The 22817-nt window shown below is 39.2% G+C and carries 20 protein-coding genes; 17 read left to right on the top strand and 3 right to left on the bottom strand.

Annotated features, from left to right (window positions below; genetic code table 11):
• Nucleotides 1–93: 93 nt before the first annotated feature.
• The 7 genes from ACSYSL_RS04295 (at nucleotide 94) to ACSYSL_RS04265 (ending at nucleotide 4476) form a co-directional block, all read left to right on the top strand.
• Nucleotides 94–915, top strand: coding sequence for an energy-coupling factor transporter ATPase (locus tag ACSYSL_RS04295; RefSeq protein ID WP_491708451.1), 822 nt, complete (start codon nucleotides 94–96; stop codon nucleotides 913–915).
• Nucleotides 891–1799, top strand: a complete 909-nt coding sequence (locus tag ACSYSL_RS04290; RefSeq protein ID WP_491708450.1) for an energy-coupling factor transporter ATPase — start codon at nucleotides 891–893, stop codon at nucleotides 1797–1799. The genes ACSYSL_RS04295 and ACSYSL_RS04290 overlap by 25 nt, the downstream gene beginning before the upstream one ends.
• Nucleotides 1792–2592 carry an energy-coupling factor transporter transmembrane component T family protein gene (locus ACSYSL_RS04285; RefSeq protein ID WP_491708449.1) on the top strand — a complete coding sequence of 267 codons (801 nt, stop codon included), beginning with the start codon at nucleotides 1792–1794 and terminating at the stop codon, nucleotides 2590–2592. The genes ACSYSL_RS04290 and ACSYSL_RS04285 overlap by 8 nt, the downstream gene beginning before the upstream one ends.
• Before the next feature lie 23 nt (nucleotides 2593–2615).
• Complete coding sequence (gene truA, locus ACSYSL_RS04280) at nucleotides 2616–3398, top strand: tRNA pseudouridine(38-40) synthase TruA (protein WP_491708448.1); 783 nt, start codon at nucleotides 2616–2618, stop codon at nucleotides 3396–3398.
• Nucleotides 3399–3410: 12 nt separating this feature from the next.
• A complete protein-coding gene (locus ACSYSL_RS04275) occupies nucleotides 3411–3821 on the top strand; it encodes a pyridoxamine 5'-phosphate oxidase family protein (RefSeq protein ID WP_491708447.1) in 411 nt (136 codons plus the stop codon).
• Between the two features lie 346 nt (nucleotides 3822–4167).
• Nucleotides 4168–4296 (top strand): hypothetical protein, encoded by a 129-nt coding sequence (locus tag ACSYSL_RS04270; protein WP_010017484.1) that lies wholly within the window; start codon nucleotides 4168–4170, stop codon nucleotides 4294–4296.
• A 27-nt stretch (nucleotides 4297–4323) separates the two neighbouring features.
• Nucleotides 4324–4476, top strand: a complete 153-nt coding sequence (locus tag ACSYSL_RS04265) for a hypothetical protein (RefSeq protein WP_491708446.1) — start codon at nucleotides 4324–4326, stop codon at nucleotides 4474–4476.
• A gap of 705 nt (nucleotides 4477–5181) precedes the next feature.
• Here ACSYSL_RS04265 and ACSYSL_RS04260 read toward each other — a convergent pair.
• A complete protein-coding gene (locus ACSYSL_RS04260; RefSeq protein WP_491708445.1) occupies nucleotides 5182–6510 on the bottom strand; it encodes a collagen binding domain-containing protein in 1329 nt (442 codons plus the stop codon).
• Between the two features lie 313 nt (nucleotides 6511–6823).
• On the opposite strand from ACSYSL_RS04260, the gene rplM reads away from it, so the two are divergent.
• The 7 genes from rplM to ACSYSL_RS04225 all read left to right on the top strand — a co-directional run bounded on the left by rplM (nucleotide 6824) and on the right by ACSYSL_RS04225 (nucleotide 13570).
• On the top strand, nucleotides 6824–7267 hold the full coding sequence (gene rplM / locus ACSYSL_RS04255) for a 50S ribosomal protein L13 (RefSeq protein WP_010017478.1): 444 nt from the start codon (nucleotides 6824–6826) through the stop codon (nucleotides 7265–7267).
• A gap of 17 nt (nucleotides 7268–7284) precedes the next feature.
• Nucleotides 7285–7680: a 30S ribosomal protein S9 gene (gene rpsI, locus ACSYSL_RS04250; protein ID WP_010017477.1), complete on the top strand. Its 396-nt coding sequence runs from the start codon at nucleotides 7285–7287 to the stop codon at nucleotides 7678–7680.
• A gap of 396 nt (nucleotides 7681–8076) precedes the next feature.
• Complete coding sequence (locus ACSYSL_RS04245; protein ID WP_010017474.1) at nucleotides 8077–9030, top strand: hypothetical protein; 954 nt, start codon at nucleotides 8077–8079, stop codon at nucleotides 9028–9030.
• Between the two features lie 18 nt (nucleotides 9031–9048).
• Nucleotides 9049–10410, top strand: a complete 1362-nt coding sequence (locus tag ACSYSL_RS04240; RefSeq protein WP_491708444.1) for a zinc ribbon domain-containing protein — start codon at nucleotides 9049–9051, stop codon at nucleotides 10408–10410.
• Between the two features lie 274 nt (nucleotides 10411–10684).
• Nucleotides 10685–11362 (top strand): zeta toxin family protein, encoded by a 678-nt coding sequence (locus ACSYSL_RS04235; protein WP_491708443.1) that lies wholly within the window; start codon nucleotides 10685–10687, stop codon nucleotides 11360–11362.
• Nucleotides 11355–11510 carry a hypothetical protein gene (locus tag ACSYSL_RS04230; protein WP_491708442.1) on the top strand — a complete coding sequence of 52 codons (156 nt, stop codon included), beginning with the start codon at nucleotides 11355–11357 and terminating at the stop codon, nucleotides 11508–11510. Before ACSYSL_RS04235 ends, ACSYSL_RS04230 begins: the two co-directional genes overlap by 8 nt.
• A gap of 605 nt (nucleotides 11511–12115) precedes the next feature.
• The gene (locus tag ACSYSL_RS04225) at nucleotides 12116–13570 is read left to right on the top strand and encodes a hypothetical protein (RefSeq protein ID WP_491708441.1); all 1455 of its coding nucleotides are present in this window, start codon (nucleotides 12116–12118) and stop codon (nucleotides 13568–13570) included.
• 127 nt (nucleotides 13571–13697) lie between these two features.
• Here ACSYSL_RS04225 and ACSYSL_RS04220 read toward each other — a convergent pair whose 3' ends face one another.
• Both ACSYSL_RS04220 and ACSYSL_RS04215 read right to left on the bottom strand, forming a co-directional pair.
• Complete coding sequence (locus tag ACSYSL_RS04220) at nucleotides 13698–14267, bottom strand: SAV1803-related protein (protein ID WP_491708440.1); 570 nt, start codon at nucleotides 14265–14267, stop codon at nucleotides 13698–13700.
• Nucleotides 14268–14919: 652 nt separating this feature from the next.
• Nucleotides 14920–16257 carry an AbiH family protein gene (locus ACSYSL_RS04215; RefSeq protein WP_491708439.1) on the bottom strand — a complete coding sequence of 446 codons (1338 nt, stop codon included), beginning with the start codon at nucleotides 16255–16257 and terminating at the stop codon, nucleotides 14920–14922.
• An 809-nt stretch (nucleotides 16258–17066) separates the two neighbouring features.
• Between ACSYSL_RS04215 and ACSYSL_RS04210 the strand changes: the two genes are divergently transcribed.
• The 3 genes from ACSYSL_RS04210 to ACSYSL_RS04200 all read left to right on the top strand — a co-directional run bounded on the left by ACSYSL_RS04210 (nucleotide 17067) and on the right by ACSYSL_RS04200 (nucleotide 22805).
• A complete protein-coding gene (locus ACSYSL_RS04210; protein ID WP_491708438.1) occupies nucleotides 17067–17678 on the top strand; it encodes a hypothetical protein in 612 nt (203 codons plus the stop codon).
• Nucleotides 17679–17833: 155 nt separating this feature from the next.
• On the top strand, nucleotides 17834–19600 hold the full coding sequence (locus tag ACSYSL_RS04205) for a DUF2075 domain-containing protein (RefSeq protein ID WP_491708437.1): 1767 nt from the start codon (nucleotides 17834–17836) through the stop codon (nucleotides 19598–19600).
• Between the two features lie 241 nt (nucleotides 19601–19841).
• Nucleotides 19842–22805, top strand: a complete 2964-nt coding sequence (locus tag ACSYSL_RS04200) for a YobI family P-loop NTPase (protein WP_491708436.1) — start codon at nucleotides 19842–19844, stop codon at nucleotides 22803–22805.
• Nucleotides 22806–22817 lie beyond the last annotated feature (12 nt).

Below are 22817 nucleotides of genomic sequence, written 5' to 3'. Positions count from 1 at the left end.
GAAAAAGCAGTTGAAAGAAAACTTTCAGCTGCTTTTTTGATTCACTTTTTGAAAGTCTTCCGGGGGGCTTCTGATATGGTAAAATAGCAGATAATGACAGATGCAATCACAATCAAAAATCTAACCTATTCTTACCCCGAACAAGGGCATCTTTTCGACAACTTTGCGCTCTCAATTCAAGAGGGGGAATGGCTGTCAATTGTTGGGCACAATGGTTCCGGTAAATCAACGCTTGCTAAGCTCATCTTGGGTTTGCTTGACTTTGATGAAGGTGAAATTAGGGTCTTTGGTCAAAAGTTACAGCTAGAGACTTTAGCCGCTATTCGTTCGCAAGTTGGCATGGTTTTTCAAAATCCAGACAATCAGTTCGTTGGCGCCACGGTGGCCGACGATGTGGCCTTTGGTTTAGAGAATCGGCGGGTACCCTCCGAAGAGATGCCGGCCATGATTGAGGCTGCCCTTAAACAAGTGGGGATGGCGGCTTATGCTGATCGGGAACCCCACACTCTTTCGGGAGGACAAAAACAACGGGTAGCGCTGGCGTCAATTCTGGCCCTTCAACCAAAGGTAATTATTTTGGACGAAGCGACGGCGATGCTCGATCCCGAGGGAAAACAGGCGGTGTTGCAGACGCTGAAGCAACTCAAGGAGCGTTATCAAAGTAAGCTTACGCTGATTATGATTACCCATGATATGGAAGAAGCAGCCCTAGCTGACCGTGTGGCCGTAATTGATGATGGTCGCTTGGTTGAAAACGAGGCGCCACGGGCTCTTTTCTTGAAGGGGCAAGAACTAGCAGCGCTAGGACTGGCACTGCCATTTGCGATGGCCTTACAAAAAGACCTCGCGATTGATCAGCCGGTTTACCGAACGAAGCAGGAGTTGGCCACATGGTTATCAAAATTGAAGGCTTAGACTTTGCGTATGGTGCTGGTAAGCAAAGCGTACCAGTCCTCAAAAATATTAACGTTACAATACAAAAAGGCATGATTACGGCTATTATCGGCCAAACGGGTTCTGGAAAGTCCACGCTGGTCCAGCAACTGAACGCGTTACTCAAACCAACAAAGGGAACGGTACAAATTGGTGACCACGTTGTCACGAACAAGACCAAGGAAAAGGAACTGGCGCCCATCCGCGCGGAAGTGGGAATGGTCTTTCAGTTTCCTGAATCACAACTCTTCGCACCAACGGTGTTAGAAGATGTCATGTACGGCCCCAAAAACTTTGGGGCAACGGATGAAGAGGCGAAGAAAGCCGCAAAAACAGCCTTACAGCGAGTCGGCTTTGATGCAACGCTCTATGAGCAATCGCCTTTTAATTTATCTGGTGGTCAGATGCGACGAGTCGCACTTGCCGGTGTATTGGCGATGAATCCACAGACCATGGTTTTCGATGAACCAGCGGCGGGATTAGACCCACAGGGACAAGAGGAACTCTTGAATCTGCTTAAATCATTGCGTGACGAGGGGAAGACCGTGGTCTTAATTTCTCACCAAATGGATCAGGTGCTGGCCCTAGCAGATCGGGTACTGGTTTTAAAAGATGGTGAAATTGCGGCGGATGAACCCGTTGACCAACTTTTTTCACGGCCTCAATCCTGGTTTGCTGAGCAGCACTTAGATCTGCCGGAAACCATTGCCTTCCAAAAGCAATTGGAAGAGAAGGGCTTTGTTTTTGATGGTCTCTGCAAGACGGTTCCGGATCTAGCCAAGGCGATTAAGAAACAACTTGACCCGACAAAAATCCGCTCGATTGGCTCGACCATTAGCGAAAACGGGGAGGCAAATCATGAATAACTTAGTGATTGGTCAATTCGTTCCGGGTTCTGGGATTCTCTATAAACTCGATCCCCGTACCAAAATCTTGATGACGATTGCCTACGTGTTCTTACTGGTTTTTGCCAACAGTTGGCCTACCTATCTCTGGTCAGCGGCCTTTTTGTTAATGGCCCTCGTACTGACAAAGCAGGGACTTGGTCTTTATTGGCGTGGGATTAAACCAATTCTTTGGTTGATTCTCTTCACCGTGGTGCTCCAATTGCTGTTTTCAGGTGGAACACCGGTTCTCTTCGCTTTCGGACCCGTTAAAGTCACACTGCCGGGCTTGATTAATGCCTTTTACGTGGTCGTGCGCTTCGTGTTAATCGTGTTGATGTCAACCATCTTGACGATTACCACACCACCGACGGCCATTGCATCGGCCATTGAATCGCTCCTGAAAACGCTCAAAGTCGTGAAGGTGCCCGTGGCCGAATTGGCGCTAATGCTATCCATTGCGCTGCGCTTTGTTCCGTTGTTAATGGGCGAAACCGATAAGATCATGAAGGCGCAAAAGTCGCGAGGAATGTCGCTATCAACCGGCTCGCTGATTAAGCGCGCAAAGGCGGTCGTGCCACTACTGGTTCCCCTCTTTGTCGGGGCCTTGCAACGCGCACTGGACCTCGCCAACGCCATGGAAGTCCGTGGCTTCGAGTCAGCCGAGGGACGGACTCGTTATCGCGAATTGTCTTACAGTAAAGCAGATGCCTGGGCATTCGGGGCCATACTGGTTTTTGCCTTTGGGTTCATTGCCTTAAATTTTGTTTCATAAATAAGAATGGAAAGGAGCTTCTTATGCCACGCTATCGAGCAGTGGTTGCCTACGACGGGTCAGACTTTTTAGGCTTTCAAGTGCAGTCTAAAAACGGTGTCGAACGGCATCGAACCGTACAAGGGGAGCTCATTAAAGCAGTTAATCAAATGGGAAAGAATCCGGCCGAGCGCATTAAAGTCGTCGGTGCTTCCCGCACCGACACCGGCGTTCATGCCAACGGGCAGGTCATCCACTTTGACTTGCCCTTTGACATCCCCGGCGAAGGCGTGCGAAAGGGATTGAACACCATTTTGCCCCGCGATATCCTGATTAAGGAAGTCCGCCAGGTACAAGACGACTTTCACGCCCGGTTTTCATCCCACAACAAGCGCTATTATTACCGGGTGTCCACTCAGGATTACGTGGACCCCTTCAAGCGGCGGTATACGGGCCATTTTCACTGGAAACTTGATCCAAAGCGGATTGAAAAAGCCTTGCCGGATTTGATTGGTGAACAAGACTTTGCTACCTTCGCTGCTTCTGGCAATCAGACAGCGACAACCATCCGGACGATTACGCGCGCCGAGGTGCAGGTGAAAGAAAACGAACAGGAATTGGTCTTTACTTTCGAAGGCAATGCTTTCTTGTATAATCAAATTCGAATTATGGTCGGTGTTCTACTCGAAATTGGAACGGGGCGTCGCCCCGTCGATGCCATTCCAAAGTTGATTGCGGCAAAAGATCGCGAACAGGCGCGCTATACGGCACCTGCAGCAGGATTGTATTTGGACCATATTGATTACGATGGTCAGTTGGATAAGTAAAGGAGAGGCAACATGACGCTATTTGAAGAATACGCACTGGCAGCAAAGGGATTGCTCTACGTTGCCACCGAAAAAGATGGGCAGCCCAGCCTACGCATCATGGGCTTTGCAATGGACCCCAATCAGCACAATCACTGGTATTTGGTTAGCCAACCAGATACTGGCAAGATGGCGGACTTAAAAGTCAATGACCGGGTGGCCGTGATGACGGTCATGAACGAAAACGGCGCTCGGATTGAATCCAATCAAGCGACGTTGCGTCCCTCGACAAAAAACTGGGCGGACGTCAAGGATTACTTCACAAATCCCGTCTTTCACCGGAATCATCCCCACCCAGAGGAAGAAGTGCTCCTAGAGCTAATCATTCACTCGGCCCGTCTGGCAGCCTATGCTGGTAACGAAGTCTTTACATTTGAAGATTAAAAAGAAAACAGTCAGACGAAAGTCCGGCTGTTTTTTCTTGGTTAGTTTAGTTAGGGCGGTGATTTTTGTTTTTTTGAAAAGAGCGAAAGGAGGGGGCTGATTTAGTTAATTGACGAGTGGCCGTTCTCAACGATATGTAAAAATCAGTATTTTAAACCCAGTAATTAAAAATCAGATAATCACTCTTTTCAAGTATTTTATACATCCTAAATCAAAAGGTTCATTATTTATTTTTTGCAATCATTCTTCTTGTTCGCCCCATTTGGCCGTGCTATATTTCAGGTGAGAGCTGGCCAGTTCTTATTGCTTGTTTGGAGAATTTGTTTTTTGTAAGAAAGGACACGATATGTACGAAACAACGATGCAAACACTTGATGACGAACAGCTAAACGAAGTTTTGGGCGGACGTTCCATCGCCTATCAAGTGGGATATACGTGTGGTCGGTTAGTTCGTTCCATTGTGATGGGCCGCTGATTTTGAAGAAAGAGAAGGGAGAAAAGAATGCAGGATATTATGGTGAGTGAACGTTATGTTGATTTAGCTGTTAATCAGTTAGCCAAAGTGCATGGTGGCATGGGCAACCGTGGGCTTGTCCTAGGACGGGCGGTGAGCCAATTTGCCCATGGATTTTGTGATGGGATCTTAGGCAAATAATGACTGATTAATGATTTGATTAAAAACGGCTGCTGTACGAGCAGTCGTTTTTAATTGCCAGCAACCCCGTGGAGGAACACTTGGACTGCTTTTTCCCTTTCGGTTTATCGCCTGAACTTTTTCAGTTCTTCCCATACGTTTCCATTAGACACTGTTAAAAAAGTCGCGAGATTCAGCAATACATATTTCAAATTATTGTATAATAAAGCAACATAATTTAAAAATATAAATAAAATGATTGCCAGTTACCACGAATCGTGGTATAAATAAAGCAGACAGAGGGACCAAAATACGAACCCACTTTTGTCAGCGAATCAATGGAAGCAGTGTTCGAGCTGTCGACTGACACTTTCTCTTCCTATACTAGTCTGGTGTCATAAGATTGGCGTGATGATCCATGGTAAGCGCTTCTCCGGCGTTTACCGTTCGCGCGCTGCTGACCTTCACTGATTTCGTTTCTTTGCCTGGGTGTTTTGGTTACGATAGAAATTTGCGCTGCTATCCTCTTTTAATCAGCTTGTTTCTTCTCTCATGTTTGCTCACAATGCTGCGGGATGTTGACAGTGAGTAATTCCCTCTGTCTGAATTGATCGGTGGTTGCCTTGGTAACCGCCGGTCTTTTCATGACGACCGATTATTAAAAAAAGGACCAGCCAATTTCACTTGAAATCGGCTGGTCCTTTTATCAATACTATGATAAGTTACTTATTTTTTCTTTGTGTTTACGATAAGAAAAAGTGTAACTGAAGCACTTAAGGCAGTCAACAAGCCCTTAATGAATTGAGGGTTTGCTTCCTTATTTGTTTTTGGCATTAGCGGAGTAGGAACACTGTTGGTGCTTGTTGAAGCGGGTTGTTGCTTTGTGGGTGTTTCATTCTTTGTTGCGACAGCTGCTTGTGCTGGCTCAACAGGAACCTTAGGGGTGTCCGGTACTTTTGGCGTATCAGGGACCTTCGGCGAATCCGGTACTTTTGGTGTGTCCGGTTGCTTAGGTGTATCCGGCACTTTTGGAGTATCCGGCTTCTTTGGCGTGTTATCGCCATGGAAAGTAGCGGATCCGGAACCGGCGTACGTTGGGGAATAAACGTCCTGCGTTTCGGGCGTTGTATTCTTACCTGTTAAGTCAACCGAGTTCCCGTATTTCTTTTGAACACCACCATCGGTGATTTTACTTTCGTAGTAAATCAGATAGGTGTCGTCAATGGTTCCGAGGTCACCGTGAAAGCTCGTCGCGCTATCTTTGACAAAGCCAGCGGGATTATCCGCCAGACTAATGGTGGTAAAAGTCGTGCCATCGGCATTGTAGCGAACCTGGCGGATGTTAAAGTCACCCGTTAACACTTGGTTACCAGTCAATTGGTCATGAATCACGGCGTTTTCCACGTGGTCACGGGCGTAGTTCACGCGAATGCACCAGTGCAATATGGAGGGGTCGTCGGGATCGTACCATGACCACTTGGCCAACTTTTCGTCACTGGCTGGACCAGTAGCGGGATTGATGTTGACCGTGTTCGCGTTTGGCGTGGTGCCATCACGATCGGGCAGATTCCAATTGATCACCGTGGCCTTGCCAGTGTTGACTTTGTCCAGGTTCCAGTGCATGGTAATGGACAGGGAGCCGCTAATGGCGTCCGTCTTGTTTTCCTTTAACGCCAGGTCGGTGTAGTGAATGTTAATCCGATTAGTTGCTGGATCGGTTGTCCCAACCCCCACAACTTGGCCTAAGGCATCCTTGATGTCAAAGTTAATGATCGATAGGATGGTGAACTGTTCGGGCACGGTAATCGAGCTATCACGACTTTGGTCGCTCAGCGCCCCACTGGGAATCTTATAACCATAGTTAACCTGCATATTGTCGATGGGACCGTATGGGTCAGCCGTCGGGTTCGTTAGATCCTTCAGGGAGGCGCTAGTAACGTATTGATTCGCTTCAGTTGCTGAAACTTTGCTGGCGTGACTAACTGTCCATAACCCAAGGGTTAACGCCGCAAGAATCAACAAACAAAGCTGTTGAATACTGTGTCTTCTTCTCATACTTCTCTCCTTTCTCAAACATTGTAACCTATTAATAGGATATTTCCTTGAATTTTGTTCTTTAATTTAGAAAATTAGCGGGGATGACTTGCGAAAAGATTTTTTAGGGGTGTTTTCAAAATGCCTTTTTTAAAAGTCGGTGGGAATCTTGTAAAAAAGCCCGCGAATCCGCCATTTATCGTTGACACTCTGCCCGATATTTTATATACTGTAAATCGGTATTGTTTACCTCACGATAAGCCCCGGAAACTTATTGTAACCGTCTGAGAAGGAACGCTCAGACATTGTAAACAACTAATTAAAGGAGCGCGCCATGCGTACAACATTTTTAGCAAAGCCAGGCGAAATCGAAAAGAAGTGGTACATCATTGATGCAAAGGACGTCGTAATGGGTCGTTTGTCAACGGTTGTTGCCGCCATTTTGCGTGGTAAGAACAAGCCAACTTTCACGCCTAACGTTGACATGGGTGACAACGTCATCATCATCAACGCCGGTGAAGTAAAGTTGACTGGTAAGAAAGCAACTGACAAGATTTACTACCACCATTCAAACCACCCAGGTGGCTTGAAGGAACGTACGGCTGGTAACTACCGCCAATACGATCCAGAAAAGTTGTTGGAATTGTCAATCAAGGGTATGTTGCCTAAGACTTCTTTGGGTCGCAAGCAAGGTTTGAACCTCCACGTATACGCTGGAGCCGATCACAACCACGCTGCACAAAAGCCTGAAGTGCTTGACATCAACAAGTTAGTTTAAGAAAGGAGACCAAGAATATGACTGAAGCAGCACAATATGCCGGAACCGGTCGTCGTAAGAACTCAGTTGCCCGTGTCCGTTTGGTACCAGGTACTGGTGCAATTACGATGAATGGTAAGTCCATTGAAGACTACATTCCTTTCCCTAACTTGCGTGAAGTTGTTTTGCAACCATTTAACGCAACTGATACGTTGGGTAACTACGACGTACTTGTTAACGTTAACGGTGGTGGATTCTCAGGTCAAGCTGGTGCAACTCGTCACGGTATCGCCCGTGCCTTGTTGACGGTTGACCCTGACTTCCGTACTGCATTGAAGCAAGCTGGTCTTTTGACTCGTGACGCTCGTATGAAGGAACGTAAGAAGCCAGGTCTTAAGAAGGCCCGTAAGGCATCACAGTTCTCAAAGCGTTAATCGTTGGATTACCGTTTTACAAAAAGTCCGCAATCGCGGGCTTTTTTTGTTTGGCAAAATTCAGGTGGTTGCTGTGCTAAAATAAAAGCAGGAAAAATTTGAAAAGAAAGAGTCAATTTATGAATTTGATTGCTAGATGTATTGCAGCCTTTAAGCAAATCCGGTTGCGTACTTGGATTATTGTTGCCGTTCTGTTGATTTTGATTGTGGCGCTTGCGCCGTATGCGATTGGATCATGATGCTTGGTTAGGTTGTCGACCTTCTGATTTTAGAAGGTCTTTTTTATTTAAAAAAAGTCTAAATACCCTCATAAATGCACCTTTTTACAATAAGTGTACCCATTTTGTGGTACACTTTTATATGTTCATTTAATCTAGACATAATAAAGGAGAAAGTATGACAAGTCGCAAAGAATGGGAAGAGTATTTCGAACTCATCAACAACCGTAAGCCAAACGCAGATGAAATCGCTGCCGCATTGGAAAAGGGTGAGTTCACGGATGCCCACGCCGAAGCTGCTAAGGCTGAAGCAAAGGTTGAGGCCGAACTGAAGAAGGACGGCAAGGAAATCAGCAAGGGGATGGAAGAAACCAAGGAACAAGCCGGCGAAGCCTTTAACAAGGCCAAGCAACATGCTGGTAACTACTTTGGTTGGTTGAAGAACCGGGCCTTGCACCCAATGAAGTATGTCAACGAAGACAAGCCAAACCAATTGTACCTTTGGCTGACTTTCGCTTTGACGACGGTTTTGTCTGCTGGAATCTTCTGGAACGTGATTCGTCGTATCTTTGCGGTTATGGGGGATGCCGTTCGAAGCAGTTATGGTAGCAGCTATTCAAGTTCTTATACTCGTGGGATTGCTGACCTCGCTGGGCGCGTTTTGCCATCGGTCTTCTTTAACTTCGTTGTCGTCTTTGTCATCTTGTTCTTAGCTGCTTTGCCAGGTTTGGCATTGGTGTCAAAGGGGAAGGAAAAGTTCAAGAACTTGGTTAACAAGTTCTTGGTCTTCCAACCAGCCGCTGCCATCTTTGCCGCTGTGGGCTTTATTTACTCATTCATCGCTCAAGTGCCAACGGAAAACAGCATCAGTAATTTGAACAGCACGATTCAAGGCATCATGATTAACATTGGAATCTTGATTGCTCTCCCAATGTTAGCTGTGGCCGTGACGAACCTCGCTTCCATCTACTTTGTTCAAAAGTACCGCGAAAACGATCAGAAGATTGACTTGATCTGGTGGCAAATTGCCCAAACCATCATCACGTCCGTTGTGATTTACATTGGTTACGCGGTCATCGTCACCCCAATGTTTAAGTCATTGATCGACACGATTTCAAGCTTTAACTACTAATCTAAAGGGAGTCAATTCATGACACAGCAAGAATGGCGTGATGCCTTTAAGAAAGAAAACGGTCGCGAACCTTCCCTTGATGAATTCAAGGCTGCCAAGGCCAACGGCTTTGCAATGAAGCAACAAGCAGCGGAACCATCCGAGAAGGAAATTCTGCAGGCTTGGGTTGCCGACTTTGAAAAGAAGTACGGACGCAAGCCATCCATCGATGAAGTGAAGCAGCGCCAGTACATCGCACCGGCAGCCGCTGTTGAAACGCCGACAGAGGCTGACGACGATACCACGGTTGCCCCACATCGTCAAAGTCAAACGAATAAGAAGAAGCGTGGCTGGAAGTTGCCAACGTTGATTGTCATCGTTGTGGCCTTGGTCGCTGGTTACTTGTACGGACAAAACTACTATTCATACGATTCATCAATGGATCGGGCCATTAAGGTTTTGGATAGTCGTAGCGCCGATAAGTACAGTCAAAACCTGACTTGGTCTGACACGGATAAGAAGTTGACTAAGTCTGAAGTGACCCCTTTGGTGAAGTACATCAAGACGGGTGCCACTAAGAGCGATATCGAACGAATGTTGAAGTCTTCTGCTTACAACGTTCAGGTTAAGAAGACGGGTAATCGTTTCCTTGTCTTCCCAAAGTACCAAATCGTGGTCACGCCAATTAACTTGAAGGTTTACACGAACCATTCAGGTCTGAAGGTGACGGCCAACGATGAGACCATCATCAAGGACTCAGACGATGATGAAGCGGCAATTGTGAAGCACCAAGCACCTGGTTACTACGAATTTGAGGCCAAGGGCGATGTCGATGGCGACACCTATAAGGGAACGGATACGGAAGTGGTTGCCAACAAGAGCAACGCCGAAATTAACCTGTACGCTTACAAGACGAGCTCATCATCTTCTTCAAGTTCCAAGTCCAAGTTGACCAAGTCAGATGCTGATGCTTTGTTGACCAACATGTCTTCCTTGCTTTCGAAAGTCGGGGCCAAGGACAGCAGTTCATACAGTAGCGATGTGACGGCTTCCGACGTCTTCGTCGACGGTAGCAGCAACAAGGCCTACACCGACTTTACGGAAATGATTAGCAACAACAAGACCAAGTCAAAGCGAACGGCCGAATCCATCAACTTTGGCCCAATTGACGTCCAAGACGTCAAGTCAACGGGTAAGAAGACCGCTGATGTGACGTTCAAGATCAAGGAAGACTTTAACTACTCTTCTGATACTGATCCTGACAAGCACACGTCCGGTACGTTGACGCAGACCTTCCTCTTGAAGGCCCACGTCAAGTACGACAAGGACGAGTCAAAGTGGTTGGTTGATAGCATCGATTCCGACCAAAAGAAGCTGTCTGACTCAGACAACGTCAAGTAATTGAATTTTTAAAGGGAACGCCTACATGGGCGTTCTTTTTTTGTTGGTATCGAGTTGGCTTCGACCAGCGACTTTATTTACGAACAACTCCAATGCGTAGCCGGGCAGGATAAGCAACGTGTACTCGCTGGAGTTTGATTTCTTTTGAGAATCTTTTCAAGTATTGCCATATTGGCATAACTGGTTCAATTTGGACAAATTCCTCGCTATTTTTGGTGGAATTCGTTTTAATAATGATAGGAAATCAAAGCATCGTTTCTTGAAAGGATAAACGATGCCATTCGATTCATTAAGTTATGCAAAGGAAAAGAAGAAGGAGTTCTTACAGCTTGTTTTACAAGCTAAGTTAGTCTATCAAGATAAAGTTGCGATATTTATGGCTGGTACTCCGGGAGCAGGTAAGACGGAGTTTTCCGTTGTTTTAAATGAACTATTTAACCAGAACTTGGTCATGATTGACGCTGATTATTTTCGGGAACGGTTTCCTGGTTATAATGGACGTAATTCAAGTGAGTTTCAACGGGGTGCTTCATTTTTGGTAGATACTGTATTCACTTATGTCATACATCATGGTTACTCTTTTATTTTGGATGGGACTTTTTCGCATGTGAGAGCACAACAAAATATTGAACGAGTGCTAAAGAGAGAATATGATGTAACCATACATTTAGTTTATCAACACCCCAAAATTGCATGGCAATATGTTCAAAAACGAGAGAAGCGTTGCGGACGTGTAGTACCAAAAAGAGTATTTATTCAGACGATTATTCGTTCTCGGGAAAATGTCTCTAAAATTCAAAAAGAATTCGGAGACTTAGTTAAAGTACACGTTACTTTTCAGAATTTTAATAATCAGGTTTATCGGACGATATCTAACGTAGATGATATTAATAAAATTTTACCAAGCAGGTATTTTGAGCAAGAATTAGAGGAAATGTTAAGTGATGAATAAGGAAAAAGCAAATACAATTATTGAAAAATACCATCATAACTACGGGGAATTACAGCGAAAAGCCTCGAAAAATGAAATTCATATTGTGCATAATTATTTAGCTGAACTAGCCAATAAAAAAATGCGCCAAAATGTTGGTTTACATTGATCAGGTACGTATCAGGCAGTGCTGTTTTTAATAACTAAAATACTGAGAATGGTATATTTATGGAATAATGTCTTATTATCTAGACAAAGAAGCACAATCATGGTGGGTTGTGCTTTTTAATATGCTCAGTGTATGGTTGGACATTTTCTTTCAGATTTTAGAATTTGTGATGTCTTACAAGAATAGGAGATAGTAAGTTATTTATTGAAAAAACGGCGAAATTTCAATAAACAGGCTATCATATCGTTTATTTATTGAAAAAGCGGTGAAATTTCAATAAACAGACCCTCATATCGCTTATTTATTGAAAAAACGACGAAATTTCGATAAACAGTCCCTCATATCGCTTATTTATCGAAAAAACGGCGAAATTTCAATAAACAGATCCTCATATCGCTTATTTATTGAAAAAACGGCGAAATTTCAATAAACAGACGATGTGTCTGCCGAATTATCGAAAAATCAACAAGATTTTAATAAAAAAGTTGCTGACAATTTGTAAATCACAGATTAAAATGAGGATTTTCTTCCCTTTTTCTTCAATTCGCAAGACTCATCACAATAGTGATAAAATAAAGTGATTTTGTGTTTTTGGAGGGAATGTGATGGACGAGAATCAAAACAAGCTAATTAATCAGGTGAAGGAGGAGATGCAGTACGTTGATGCCTATCAAAAGGCTGTGAAGCAATGCAGAAAACTGTCAAAAGAAAATGCAATGCTTGAACGTCAGGCCGACCAACTGTCGCTTGATAAGGAGATTTTAAAAGGGCAAATCAATGATGTTGTGGCTAAGATTGACCGTGGCCAATTCGGCAATATCAGCAAGAAGCAAATTGCCTTGGACACAACGGGCTACACGGCAACGGTTGACGATTCAGAATCTAAAAAAGTCGGTCGCCGACTTTTGCTGTGGATGGTTCTTCTAGAGGTTGTCCTACTGGTCATTTCGAGTGTTTCAGGAATTACTTCTGGTAACTTCGTAACCAATACAACGGCTGAAGGATTGAAAAACACGTCAATGATGCCGCAATTATTAACAATCTTACCGGTCTACATTGCGCTATTTGATGTTTGGTACTTAAAGAAGCATCATAAGTTGTTTGATAACGTGAATAAATACCTAACAATCAAGCCAGTTGTGAACTACACCCGTGTTGCTTTGCTGATTTATTCCTTTATCTTTGTTTCCATGCTGATGTCGACGGTGTCATCTGGTTCTCACCTGACGATGCTGCAAGTTGCCTTTTCATGGGGCGCCTTTATTGCTCACTTTGTTCTGGGGGCCCTCTTGATTAAACAGGCTAACGGTCAGTTAGCCAATCGCTTCAAGCAAGAGGAAGCAGCGGCGGAGAAAGCCAACCGTCAAAAATATGAATTGCAGGTTCAACAAGCCGATGCAGACTATAATGATAAAGTCCAACAGGCGAAAGCAGTGCTGACGGATTTGAAAAACAACTTGCTATCGAATTCAAACGATGTGGACAATTCCATTTTGGATGTGACCGGTCAAATTGACCAAATAGAAAGTCAGGATCTACCAGCCGTTGATCGTCGGATTGCCGAAATCAAGCAAAACCTACCTCGTGTCATTCCAATGGCCGATCAGTACCGGTTTGAGTTGCCATACTACCAACTAATGTTGGAAGCATTGCAAAGCATGCAAGCAACGGAATGGGGCCACGCCAACGAACTAGCTACCGATCGTTACCAAAACGCGAAGAACCATGATGAGTTAATGAACCAACTCAAGGATAACCAGCAAAAGACGTTGGACACAATGAACGCTCTAGCTCGACAAAATGCCGAGCAGAACAACAAAATTGCCAAACTCCTATTCCAACTGGACACCTCTGTTCAAAGTGGCTTCGCCAACGTGCAAGGTACCATCCAAAAGAGTTCTGAAGCCATCACTGCATCTAATAAAAAGATGGCTGACATCCAAGAACGTACCAACCAAAGTATCCAAGACGCCAACAATCGTCTACAAAATATCGACCATAACATGACTAAGGTCGGCAACCACTTTGAACGGGTGGATCGGAATAATGGGTATTATTGATAAGATATAAATAGTAAACATTTCTAAAATTTTTGCATCATAACAAAAACAGTTAGCCACTGGTTAACTGTTTTTTCATTGGCTCTATTTAAATAAACAAGTTCGCGTGCTTGTTTATTATTTGCTTTTAAAAACGCACGTCTTTTAATTCATCATCAAGCTTATGTTTAATGCTATTTAATAGTGATTCTGACTCTGTTTTGTCTAACTTTGCTTTATCGTAGCAGTTCACAATCCATTGAGTGCGGGGTGAACTAGATTCGGGTGCATTACCTTCGATGTACCAGTCTTCAATTGTAGGTATGAGGTAAGTATTCAAACCCGGTAATCCATGCTTTCCTTTTGTTTCAATGGCGATTAAAGCATGTAAGATTGTGTGTTCCCACTTATCAACATAGCAAAGTGTTTGGGCTTCCTGAAAATCAAAGGGAATATTTTGCTTTTGAATAGCGACTGGATTCCCCATATCTTCATATTGGTTTTCCATAATATGGTGGATTTCTAATCCGTCATTTGTACGTGAATTAACCTTACTATTCTTAGCGGGAGTCTTAATTTCGTTGTTAATGTATCGTTGATAACTCTTTTCCACAAAATAATCGGCTGGAACAGCACCATATTTTGTTAATAACTGCTGTACAGCATCATCGTAATCCAAGTTGAGCAGTTGTTGATATTCTTCATATTTTTCAGTCATGGGTAATCACTTTCTATTTTCTTATTTTTTAGAGGATGATACTCCCTTAGTGTACTACAAGATAAAATAATAAATTGTTTCGGTTCATCTGTTCTATTGGTTAATTTGATCATAGTAAATAATTACAGATTGATAATTCTTTTCGCTAATTTAATGGTGAGGGGATGCAGAATGTTCTTGAGCATTGGATAAGTATAATTAACGATACTGGTATTTCCTCTGTATTAAAGAACCCAAAAAAGCTAAAAAAATTAATGAATGATACTATTTCCTATTTTTCAGTTACAACAATTAAATTAATGGGAATCTTTCTATAGTTTGTATATGAAGATAATAAGGGTGAGGTAGTTTATAAAAATCTTGTTTATTTTGCAATGATTGTGAGCGGAATAAAATATGACTTTTCTGATAAGCAGATTGCCCCTATACATTTGTTGAAACTTGAGTTTAACAATTACATTAAGTATGCTAACGAAATAAGACAATATAGAGAGAAGATAGAAAACGAGTTGCCATAGTATGTGATGGTTTTTAAAGGATAATAATCATTAAAAAAGGACCATTTTTTAAAATGTGGTCCTTTTAGGTAATGAATTTTCAATAATATCATTTATTTTTTGATTGATCATGATAATTGTAGCAACTGTAAAAATTATACGATTTCTTCATCAATATCAATGACTTGTATACGACCTTGTATTAACAAACGATTGAATAAATCGTTTTGTTGATTGGCTGGTAAACTATCTTGATATTTTCTAATTAGTTTCTCGACCGCGGAACAAATTTCACCCTTAATCTTTTGCTTATTGTTAATGTCATAGGCTGTTGCATATTTAAAAATTAAATTACATTCGCTTGAGTATAAATGAACTGCATTGAAAATATATTCAAAATATGAGTAGTCTGCTTCACTAAGTGAGTGCCCGAAGAAAACAACATTTTTTATATTGGTATCGATATTAAATTGGCTAGGTTCGGTAATTCTTAACTTTCTTGATGCTTTTGTAAATGGTTGTACCAAGACCTGCAGACGTTTGTCTTGTAGTTTTTTATCATCATGAGAATCTATTCCAAAAATAATGTTATTCTTTTCAAGTGTTCCATGAATATTCGTTACGTTAAAACTTTTTTGAGGAAATAACATGTCATCAGAAAAGATATCGGCTTCTCCAAGTTTTTTTATGTTATCGGAAGTGAAATAGAGCATTGTATTATTGAGGTTAGTATAGTTGAAGCTTAGAATTGATACATCGCTAGTTGTGTTTCCAATATTCGGTGAATCAAACTTTTTAATTAATTGAGTTATTTTTTCACTTGCTTTCGTGGAATAAGTAGAGTCTAATTGACTATTAAGATATTCTTGAAAATTTTGTTCTAATATTTTTAATTCGTTTAATAAAAAGTCAGAAATTAGTGATAAGAATTCATAATGATTATCGTTTAACTTATCTTCAAATGACGCCAAGCCATTAGTACTTGGGCTATCTTTTGTTTTTGGACCTTGTCTGTAATGCTCAATTTTACTATATGGATTGTTACTTAATTCTTCAATTATCTCATATAGATTTTGATAATCACGTGTGTGAAATATTTTTGCAATCGTAAATACTAATGGGACTATATCTGTTTCATCGCTGGGAATAGAGTATTCCTCAGGTACTGTTATTTCGCCCCACATAAGATTTCTGTTCCTTTGTACAGATTTATCAATAAAATTAATGGCTTTGGGTAATTTGGAATTTTTGTATGACTTTAGAATTCCATAGTTAGGACTTAGTAAAACGGTTGCTATTGCAGATTCAATATCCATCCAATCAGCTGATTCCGCATTTGGAATTAATGCCGGAATAATGTAGCTCCAAACGGAATAATTCTTTTTAAAGAAGTTACTCTTATAGAAATCGGAATATTGAGATTTAATTTTTAATGACAAGTCAAAACCATTTCCGAGTATTAGTAATGTTCTAGGAGAAGATGTAGTTTCCATGTGATAATTTCCTTTATTTGATAAATAAATTATTGAATTAGTTTATTGATGTTTTTAAGTATATCATTACTAGGTAAATTACAAGGTCAATTAAAACAACCTAGAAAAAACTTCATTCGGTGTCTGATAGTTTATGTGACTTCATGTTTTTATTTGATCCTTAGTTGCCTAACAAATACGTTTTTTTGCTCTAAAAAAGTAATGATACATATCTTATCTTAGTCTCTATTTAATGAAACATTATCGATTCCCAGTTATCGACTGCTTTTCGTTAGCTGACTTTTTTAGGTCGATATTCGATGAGGTAAGTCTGATAGCGGAAATTGTAAAAGGACTTTAGTCAACGAATTGTATATTTTTAAAGTCGCTAAATTTACCTTGTTGGCAATTGATTTAGGTAACTAAATTAGTCTGAGACGATTTTCAATTTTTATTTTAAATGTGATTGTTCGAATTAATTATAGAATTTGCCACACTTATTAGTAAAATAGAGGTACAAAATAACTTTTCTCATAAAATTGTTTATGAAAATTATACAGCCGGATATCGATGAAGTTGCGAAGCGTGTAAGCAAGAAATTTTAATTAAACTTACATTTCCTAATATGACTTATATTGCTAATCAAGTGTTGAGCTTCTATTAAAGATTGGTAAATTATTTGCGAAAATGTTTATTAAATAGATGATTTCATTAAATTACTATCTGATCATGATATTATGAGGTAAATAATTGGTTAGCGTATTTAGATATGTACAAAGAGGACAAAGATTCAAAGATTGTGATAAGTAATAAATGTGAGGAAGATGATAATGTTTACTAGTACAAACATTGCTTTAGCTAGTGCTGTTATAAGTTTTGTTTCGGTTGGTTACCAATTTTATAAAGATAGAAAAACAAAGCCAAATATTAAAATTAGACCGCTTGATTTATATGATAGTTTAGTGCTTGATAAACTGAGCGGGAATCGTTCCGAAATGGGGTTTGCATATCGAATGGATGACCCTCATAAAACTCCATTACAGTCTGTTCATGATGAGAAAACAAATATCTTTGTTTGCCAACTTTCAATTGCAAATTTATCCCCGACTCCAATTACTATAGCTAATGTTAATGAAACAAATGTAGGTATGATTTATGTTGAAAATATGGATGTGCACTTGCGAGACAAATTTTCACTAAACGGTGGCGAGGGAAAATATCATCAGGAATTATTACAAAAATGTACTTTTCCGTTGAAACTTGATTCATATGGAGTAGTTAACTGTCGAATAATGTTCTTTGATTTTAACGGAAAAGGAGATCGTAGTGCGATATTAAATTTGGTATTTGAAACTCCAACTAAAAATTTTTCCTATTGTGTTAGTAATTTAGTACCATATGAGGAGGTTTTTAAAAAGAATACTGAAGCAGTAAAAAGGTAATTAAATTATTGGGTGAAATCTGTAATTATTGATTTCATAGTTAGCTAAATATTTTAAAAAGAGACAAAAGTTTATACTTTTATCTCTTTTTATTTGTGCTTAACTTCTTACATAACTATACTATTTATATAAATATGTATTGGAAGAAGGACTACATGGTTCAAAGTTACGGGTGTATTGAATTAACGATTAATAAAAATAACGTGTTAAATATTGATGATGTTCCACAAAATCGGAGAAAAGTTCTTGAAAATCACAATATTATTTACATCTATCGAGGAAGGAAATCTAAAAAGATTTATATCGGTCAATCTGTTAATTTTCTAAATCGTCATAAACAACATTATGATGGGAGTGAAGAAAAGTTTAATAATGCTGATTTTAATGAAGTAATTGTCCTTTATTCGAAGTACTTTAATGGGTCAGCGTTGGATGATGTGGAAAGTCAACTGATTACTTACTTTGTTGCAGATAATCCCAAGGCGCAGCCAGGAAAAATTCAATCTGGTGATCAACAGGAAATTATAAATTTAACGGCTGGTAATTCAGTGAATGATTATCGTGAACGTGAGTCAGTGGCATCTGAAGTTGTGCTACCATTCTGGCAAGACGTTTTAGCAAAGAAGGGATGGGTTAAGACCCCAACTCTAGATACACTTCGCGCATCAGCCCTAGTTAAGTACTCACCTATTAAAGTATTGACAACGCAACAACGCGGTATTATTGAGGATATTTGTAAACATCCTAGTAAAAACTTTGTTATTAACGGTGATGCTGGGACGGGAAAAACAGTATTATTAACACACCTCATTGCACAAATTAGCTCACAACGACCTGACTCAAAAATAGCGGTTATTGTACAACCAAACTGGGTAGATACTGCTGATAAAATATTCAAGGTATATGGACTTAATAGTACAAATGTATTCATTGGGACGTCAACACAACTTGTAAATAATTTTAATAAAAATCATACTAATTTTGATGCAATTATTGTTGACGAGTCTCATAAGCTTTCTCGTAAGTACAATAAACAACATTTTTCATTTAACAAGGTTTATGACGGTCAATTTAGTGACGAAGAAAATCATTTGAGTATTTTAAGGTCATTGGGAAAGCAAATTGTTCTAATGTACGATGTACTGCAAGCTATCCGACCAGCTAATATTTCACGTGAGGTTTTCAAAGCTGAGACTGCTGACTTTGAAAAGCGTTATTTAACGACTCAATTCAGGATTCATGCACCAGAAGGTAAGAATTACACCTCTGATGACTATATTAATGGTATTAAATATCTACTTTATAAGGATACGAATCTCTTAGGGGAAACGAATTTCAATCCTGATTTTAGTCGTGATTTGTTTCGAGACAAAAATTTAGATGCCTACTTCGGATACTTTGATGACAAGCCATTAGCCAATTTATTTGACTGGATTGATGAAGATCGTAATATTAACCCAGAAAATGTAGACAGGGTGTTAGCAGGACTAGTTGAGGATTGGAAGCAGGCTGATGGTAAAAATCCTACCATTAAGCACTGGTTTGAGGGTAGTCTATCATTCCGGTGGAACTCAACTCAAGAAGATTGGGTAAACTCTAAAGATGACGATGCTGAAGACCAGATTGGTTCAGTTTTTGCAGTTCAAGGAATTGATTTGAACAAAGTCGGTGTTCTTATTGGTGACGACCTTCAAGTTGATGAAAATGGTGTTCTAAAAGCCAACAAGGATAATTTCAAAAATGTAAATGGTATCTTTACTTCTGAAGAGATGGAACTCCCAGAAAATCAGAAAGAATTTAATTTGTTTGTTTTGAATATTTACTATGTTTTGCTTACTAGGGGAATTGACGGAATCCGTTTAGGGTTCTGGCGAAACGATGATTTTAAGAAGTACATGGAAAAAACGTTAGAAATCGAATAGTAGCTGATAATTATTGTGATAACGTTGTTCAAGCTTATCGAATGAATGTTCGTTTTAGTATTTTAGTGAATAGAAAAAAGCCTTTCCATAAGGAAAGGCTTTTTATTTCGAAGCTATCTTGTTATAAATAACGTTATTGTTTAATACCGCCGGAACAATCGTTTTGGAGGACTGTTTTTGGCCTTGTTCTTTTAGACCTTGATTTGTATATTTGAATTATAAATTAGGAGCGGAGAAATTAATGGATAACACTAGTCAATCATATTCAAATAAGAAAAATGAGGATATTGAATTATATAAGAAGACGCCGACATTGCGTAACATAACACCTAAAAATGACTTGTTTAAAACCAATCCATCTGAATATGCAGTATATAAAAAAGAATTGGACGATGCTTTATTGAAGGATAACCAGGTTACCAATATTGCAATTACAGGTGGATTTGGTAGCGGTAAAACTTCAATTGTTAATAGTTACTTAAATGATCCAAATTCTGAGGTTAATACAGAGAATTGCCTGCGAATAAGTTTTGCTAATTTTAGTAAAAGAAATGAAGATTTAGTTAAGAATAAATTAGGGGAAAGGGGTATTCCAAATAGGGATGAAGATGAATCAAATAAGAAACTTAATAAAGAGTTTAATGATTCAATTTTTGTGAATATCATTAATCAAATTATTTATCAGATTCCTTCGCAGTTAATACCTTTGAGTCGGTTTAGAATTAAACAAAGGATTTCAAAATTTACTATTTTCGTGCTTATTTTTGAAGTATTAATAGTATCGAAAAAAATATTGAAGCTTCTTGTTAGCCAAATGGATTCACTTATAGATGCAATCGGTTTATTCGGAATGGCATGGTTGTTGTACATACTCATATCTAAAATTGATTTTCATCATATGCGATTTGCGTTTAAAAATTATGGTGCGGAGATTGATTATGGCCCAGATAGTCAATTTGAAAGATATACCGATGAGTTAATTTATATTTTCACTAATGCTCCTCAGCGAATTATTATTGTTGAAGATTTAGATCGATTTGGTGATTTAGAGATTTTTGAAAAACTAAGAGAGCTTAATAACAAACTTAATAATCAAAATGATAAAAATAGAAAAAATCTTAAAAATTCGAACCAAAATGCGAGATGGCGATTTATCTATCTTTTGAAGGATGAATTATTCGAAGATCAAAAGGAGCGGGTAAAGTTTTTCGAACAAACAATTCCTGTTTTACCGCATGTCACAACAGCAAATTCTGGGGATAGGCTTCAGGAGGAGTTATCTAATTATGATATTGATAGTAAGTTATTCCGTATTATTGGCACTGAATTAGATGATGAGCGCCTTCTATTAAGTATTGCGAATGACTTTGAGCATCATAAATATTTGATGCCATGTGATGATAACAATCAACTGCTTGCTTTAATAGCGTATAAGAATTTTAATCCCAGAGCATTTAATCAGCTACAAAATGGTAAAGACGAATTAGCTACTTTAAGAAATGAATTTGGGGACATTATCTCACAACAAATAAAAGATAAACAGGAAAATTTAGATCATCTAGAAAACCTTAAAATTTCTGATGAGACTAAAAAGAAAATTGAGTTATTGCAAAATTTCTTTAGTGACAATAGGATATCGTATGAACAACGTTATAATTATGGCACGACCGAACAAGCGATTATTGAAGATATTATAAATTCTAATCGTAAAATTTCGATTGATGAAAAACCAAAATTACCTTTTTCAGATCTTGTGAAAAGTAATCCTGATATAAAGGGAAAAATTCAGGTTTCTAAGTACGATGACGAGATAGAACAGTTTAAGGAGAATATTCTTGCCTTAAAATACCCGGATTTTTGCGATATCGATTCGGAAATACTTGAAGATAGATTGCCATCTTTTATATTCAAATTAGTCGAAAATGGATTCATTAGAATTAATTATCGTAGTATAGTGAATCATTTTTATGGTGATGAAAATATTCAACAACTTTTGAATAACATATTAATTGATCGTAAAAAACAATATGATTTATTAATAGATAGCCCCAAAGATGCATATGACAAGATTGATAAAAGTGATTTTGGAAAGGAAGAGACTTTAAATTATGATCTGGTTATCTGGATGTTTGATAATAATAAAGCGGAACTCGATAATATGATTGAAATTGGTTCGAGGCAAAGCGATGGGTTTATAGAAAAATTAATTAACCGAAGACCGGACATATATAGTCGAGTCATGATTGCCATAAATCCATTTTTTGAATTTAATTTAGATTTATTAAATCCAATTGATGATGTATCGGGGATTGCATCAAGTAATCTATATAGAGCAGATACCCATAATTATCAAATTTTAGTTGATTGGATGAATCAAAAATTCTTTGAGGTAAAAGAATATCTTTCGATTTTGAATAATGAAGAAGTATCGGAAGGTTTAAAACGAGAAATTGTAAATGCTAAGCCACCGTTGTTAGGAAATGTCAATTTAAATAAAATTAGTACTCACTTATGGCCGTTGTTTGTTGAAAAGAAACTATTAAAATTAACAAATAGCAACGTAAATGCTTACATATCTGAGTATGGTGTAACGAGGGAGTTAGTTGATTTTGTGAATCAGGGTTCCCTTGTGATTGATGAAGAAATTCCCGTTGACTCTTTAATTCAATTTTTGAAAATCAAGCAATTAAACAATTCATCATTTGAAGAGCTGTTTACTAATGTTAAAGATATTTCTCCAAAAGTATTGGTTGATGCGGACTATCGTTTCATTCAAAAGTTATTTGATGAAAATAAAATTCTAATTGACGATGGAATTGTTGAACTAATTAAACACTACGGGGTGGTATTACCGGTTAATTACAAAAATGATGATTTGCGTGACCAACTCATTAAGGATGACGAGAAATTACAAACAAACTTAATTAAAGAGCTTCTTAATAGCACTTCAGACAAAAATGAGATGCTTTTCTACACATATCTTGACCAATTTGAAATTGATTATATTTTGACAAGTGAATTTATTGATAGGGATACGCGTCAGAAATTGGGTTACGTTGTCAAAAGAATAAAGCGTTATACAACACGTACCTTTACCAACAATGAATATAATAAATTGTTATTAAACCGACTGTGTTCAGGGGGTTATATTGATGGTTTTGAAGTAAAGGATAATGGTCGATTAAGGCTGATTTTTAAAAAGTAGAGTTTAAACAGA

It is taken from the genome of Fructobacillus sp. ESL1129, assembly GCF_058507945.1.
This window is presented reverse-complemented; position numbering and strand designations above follow the sequence as displayed.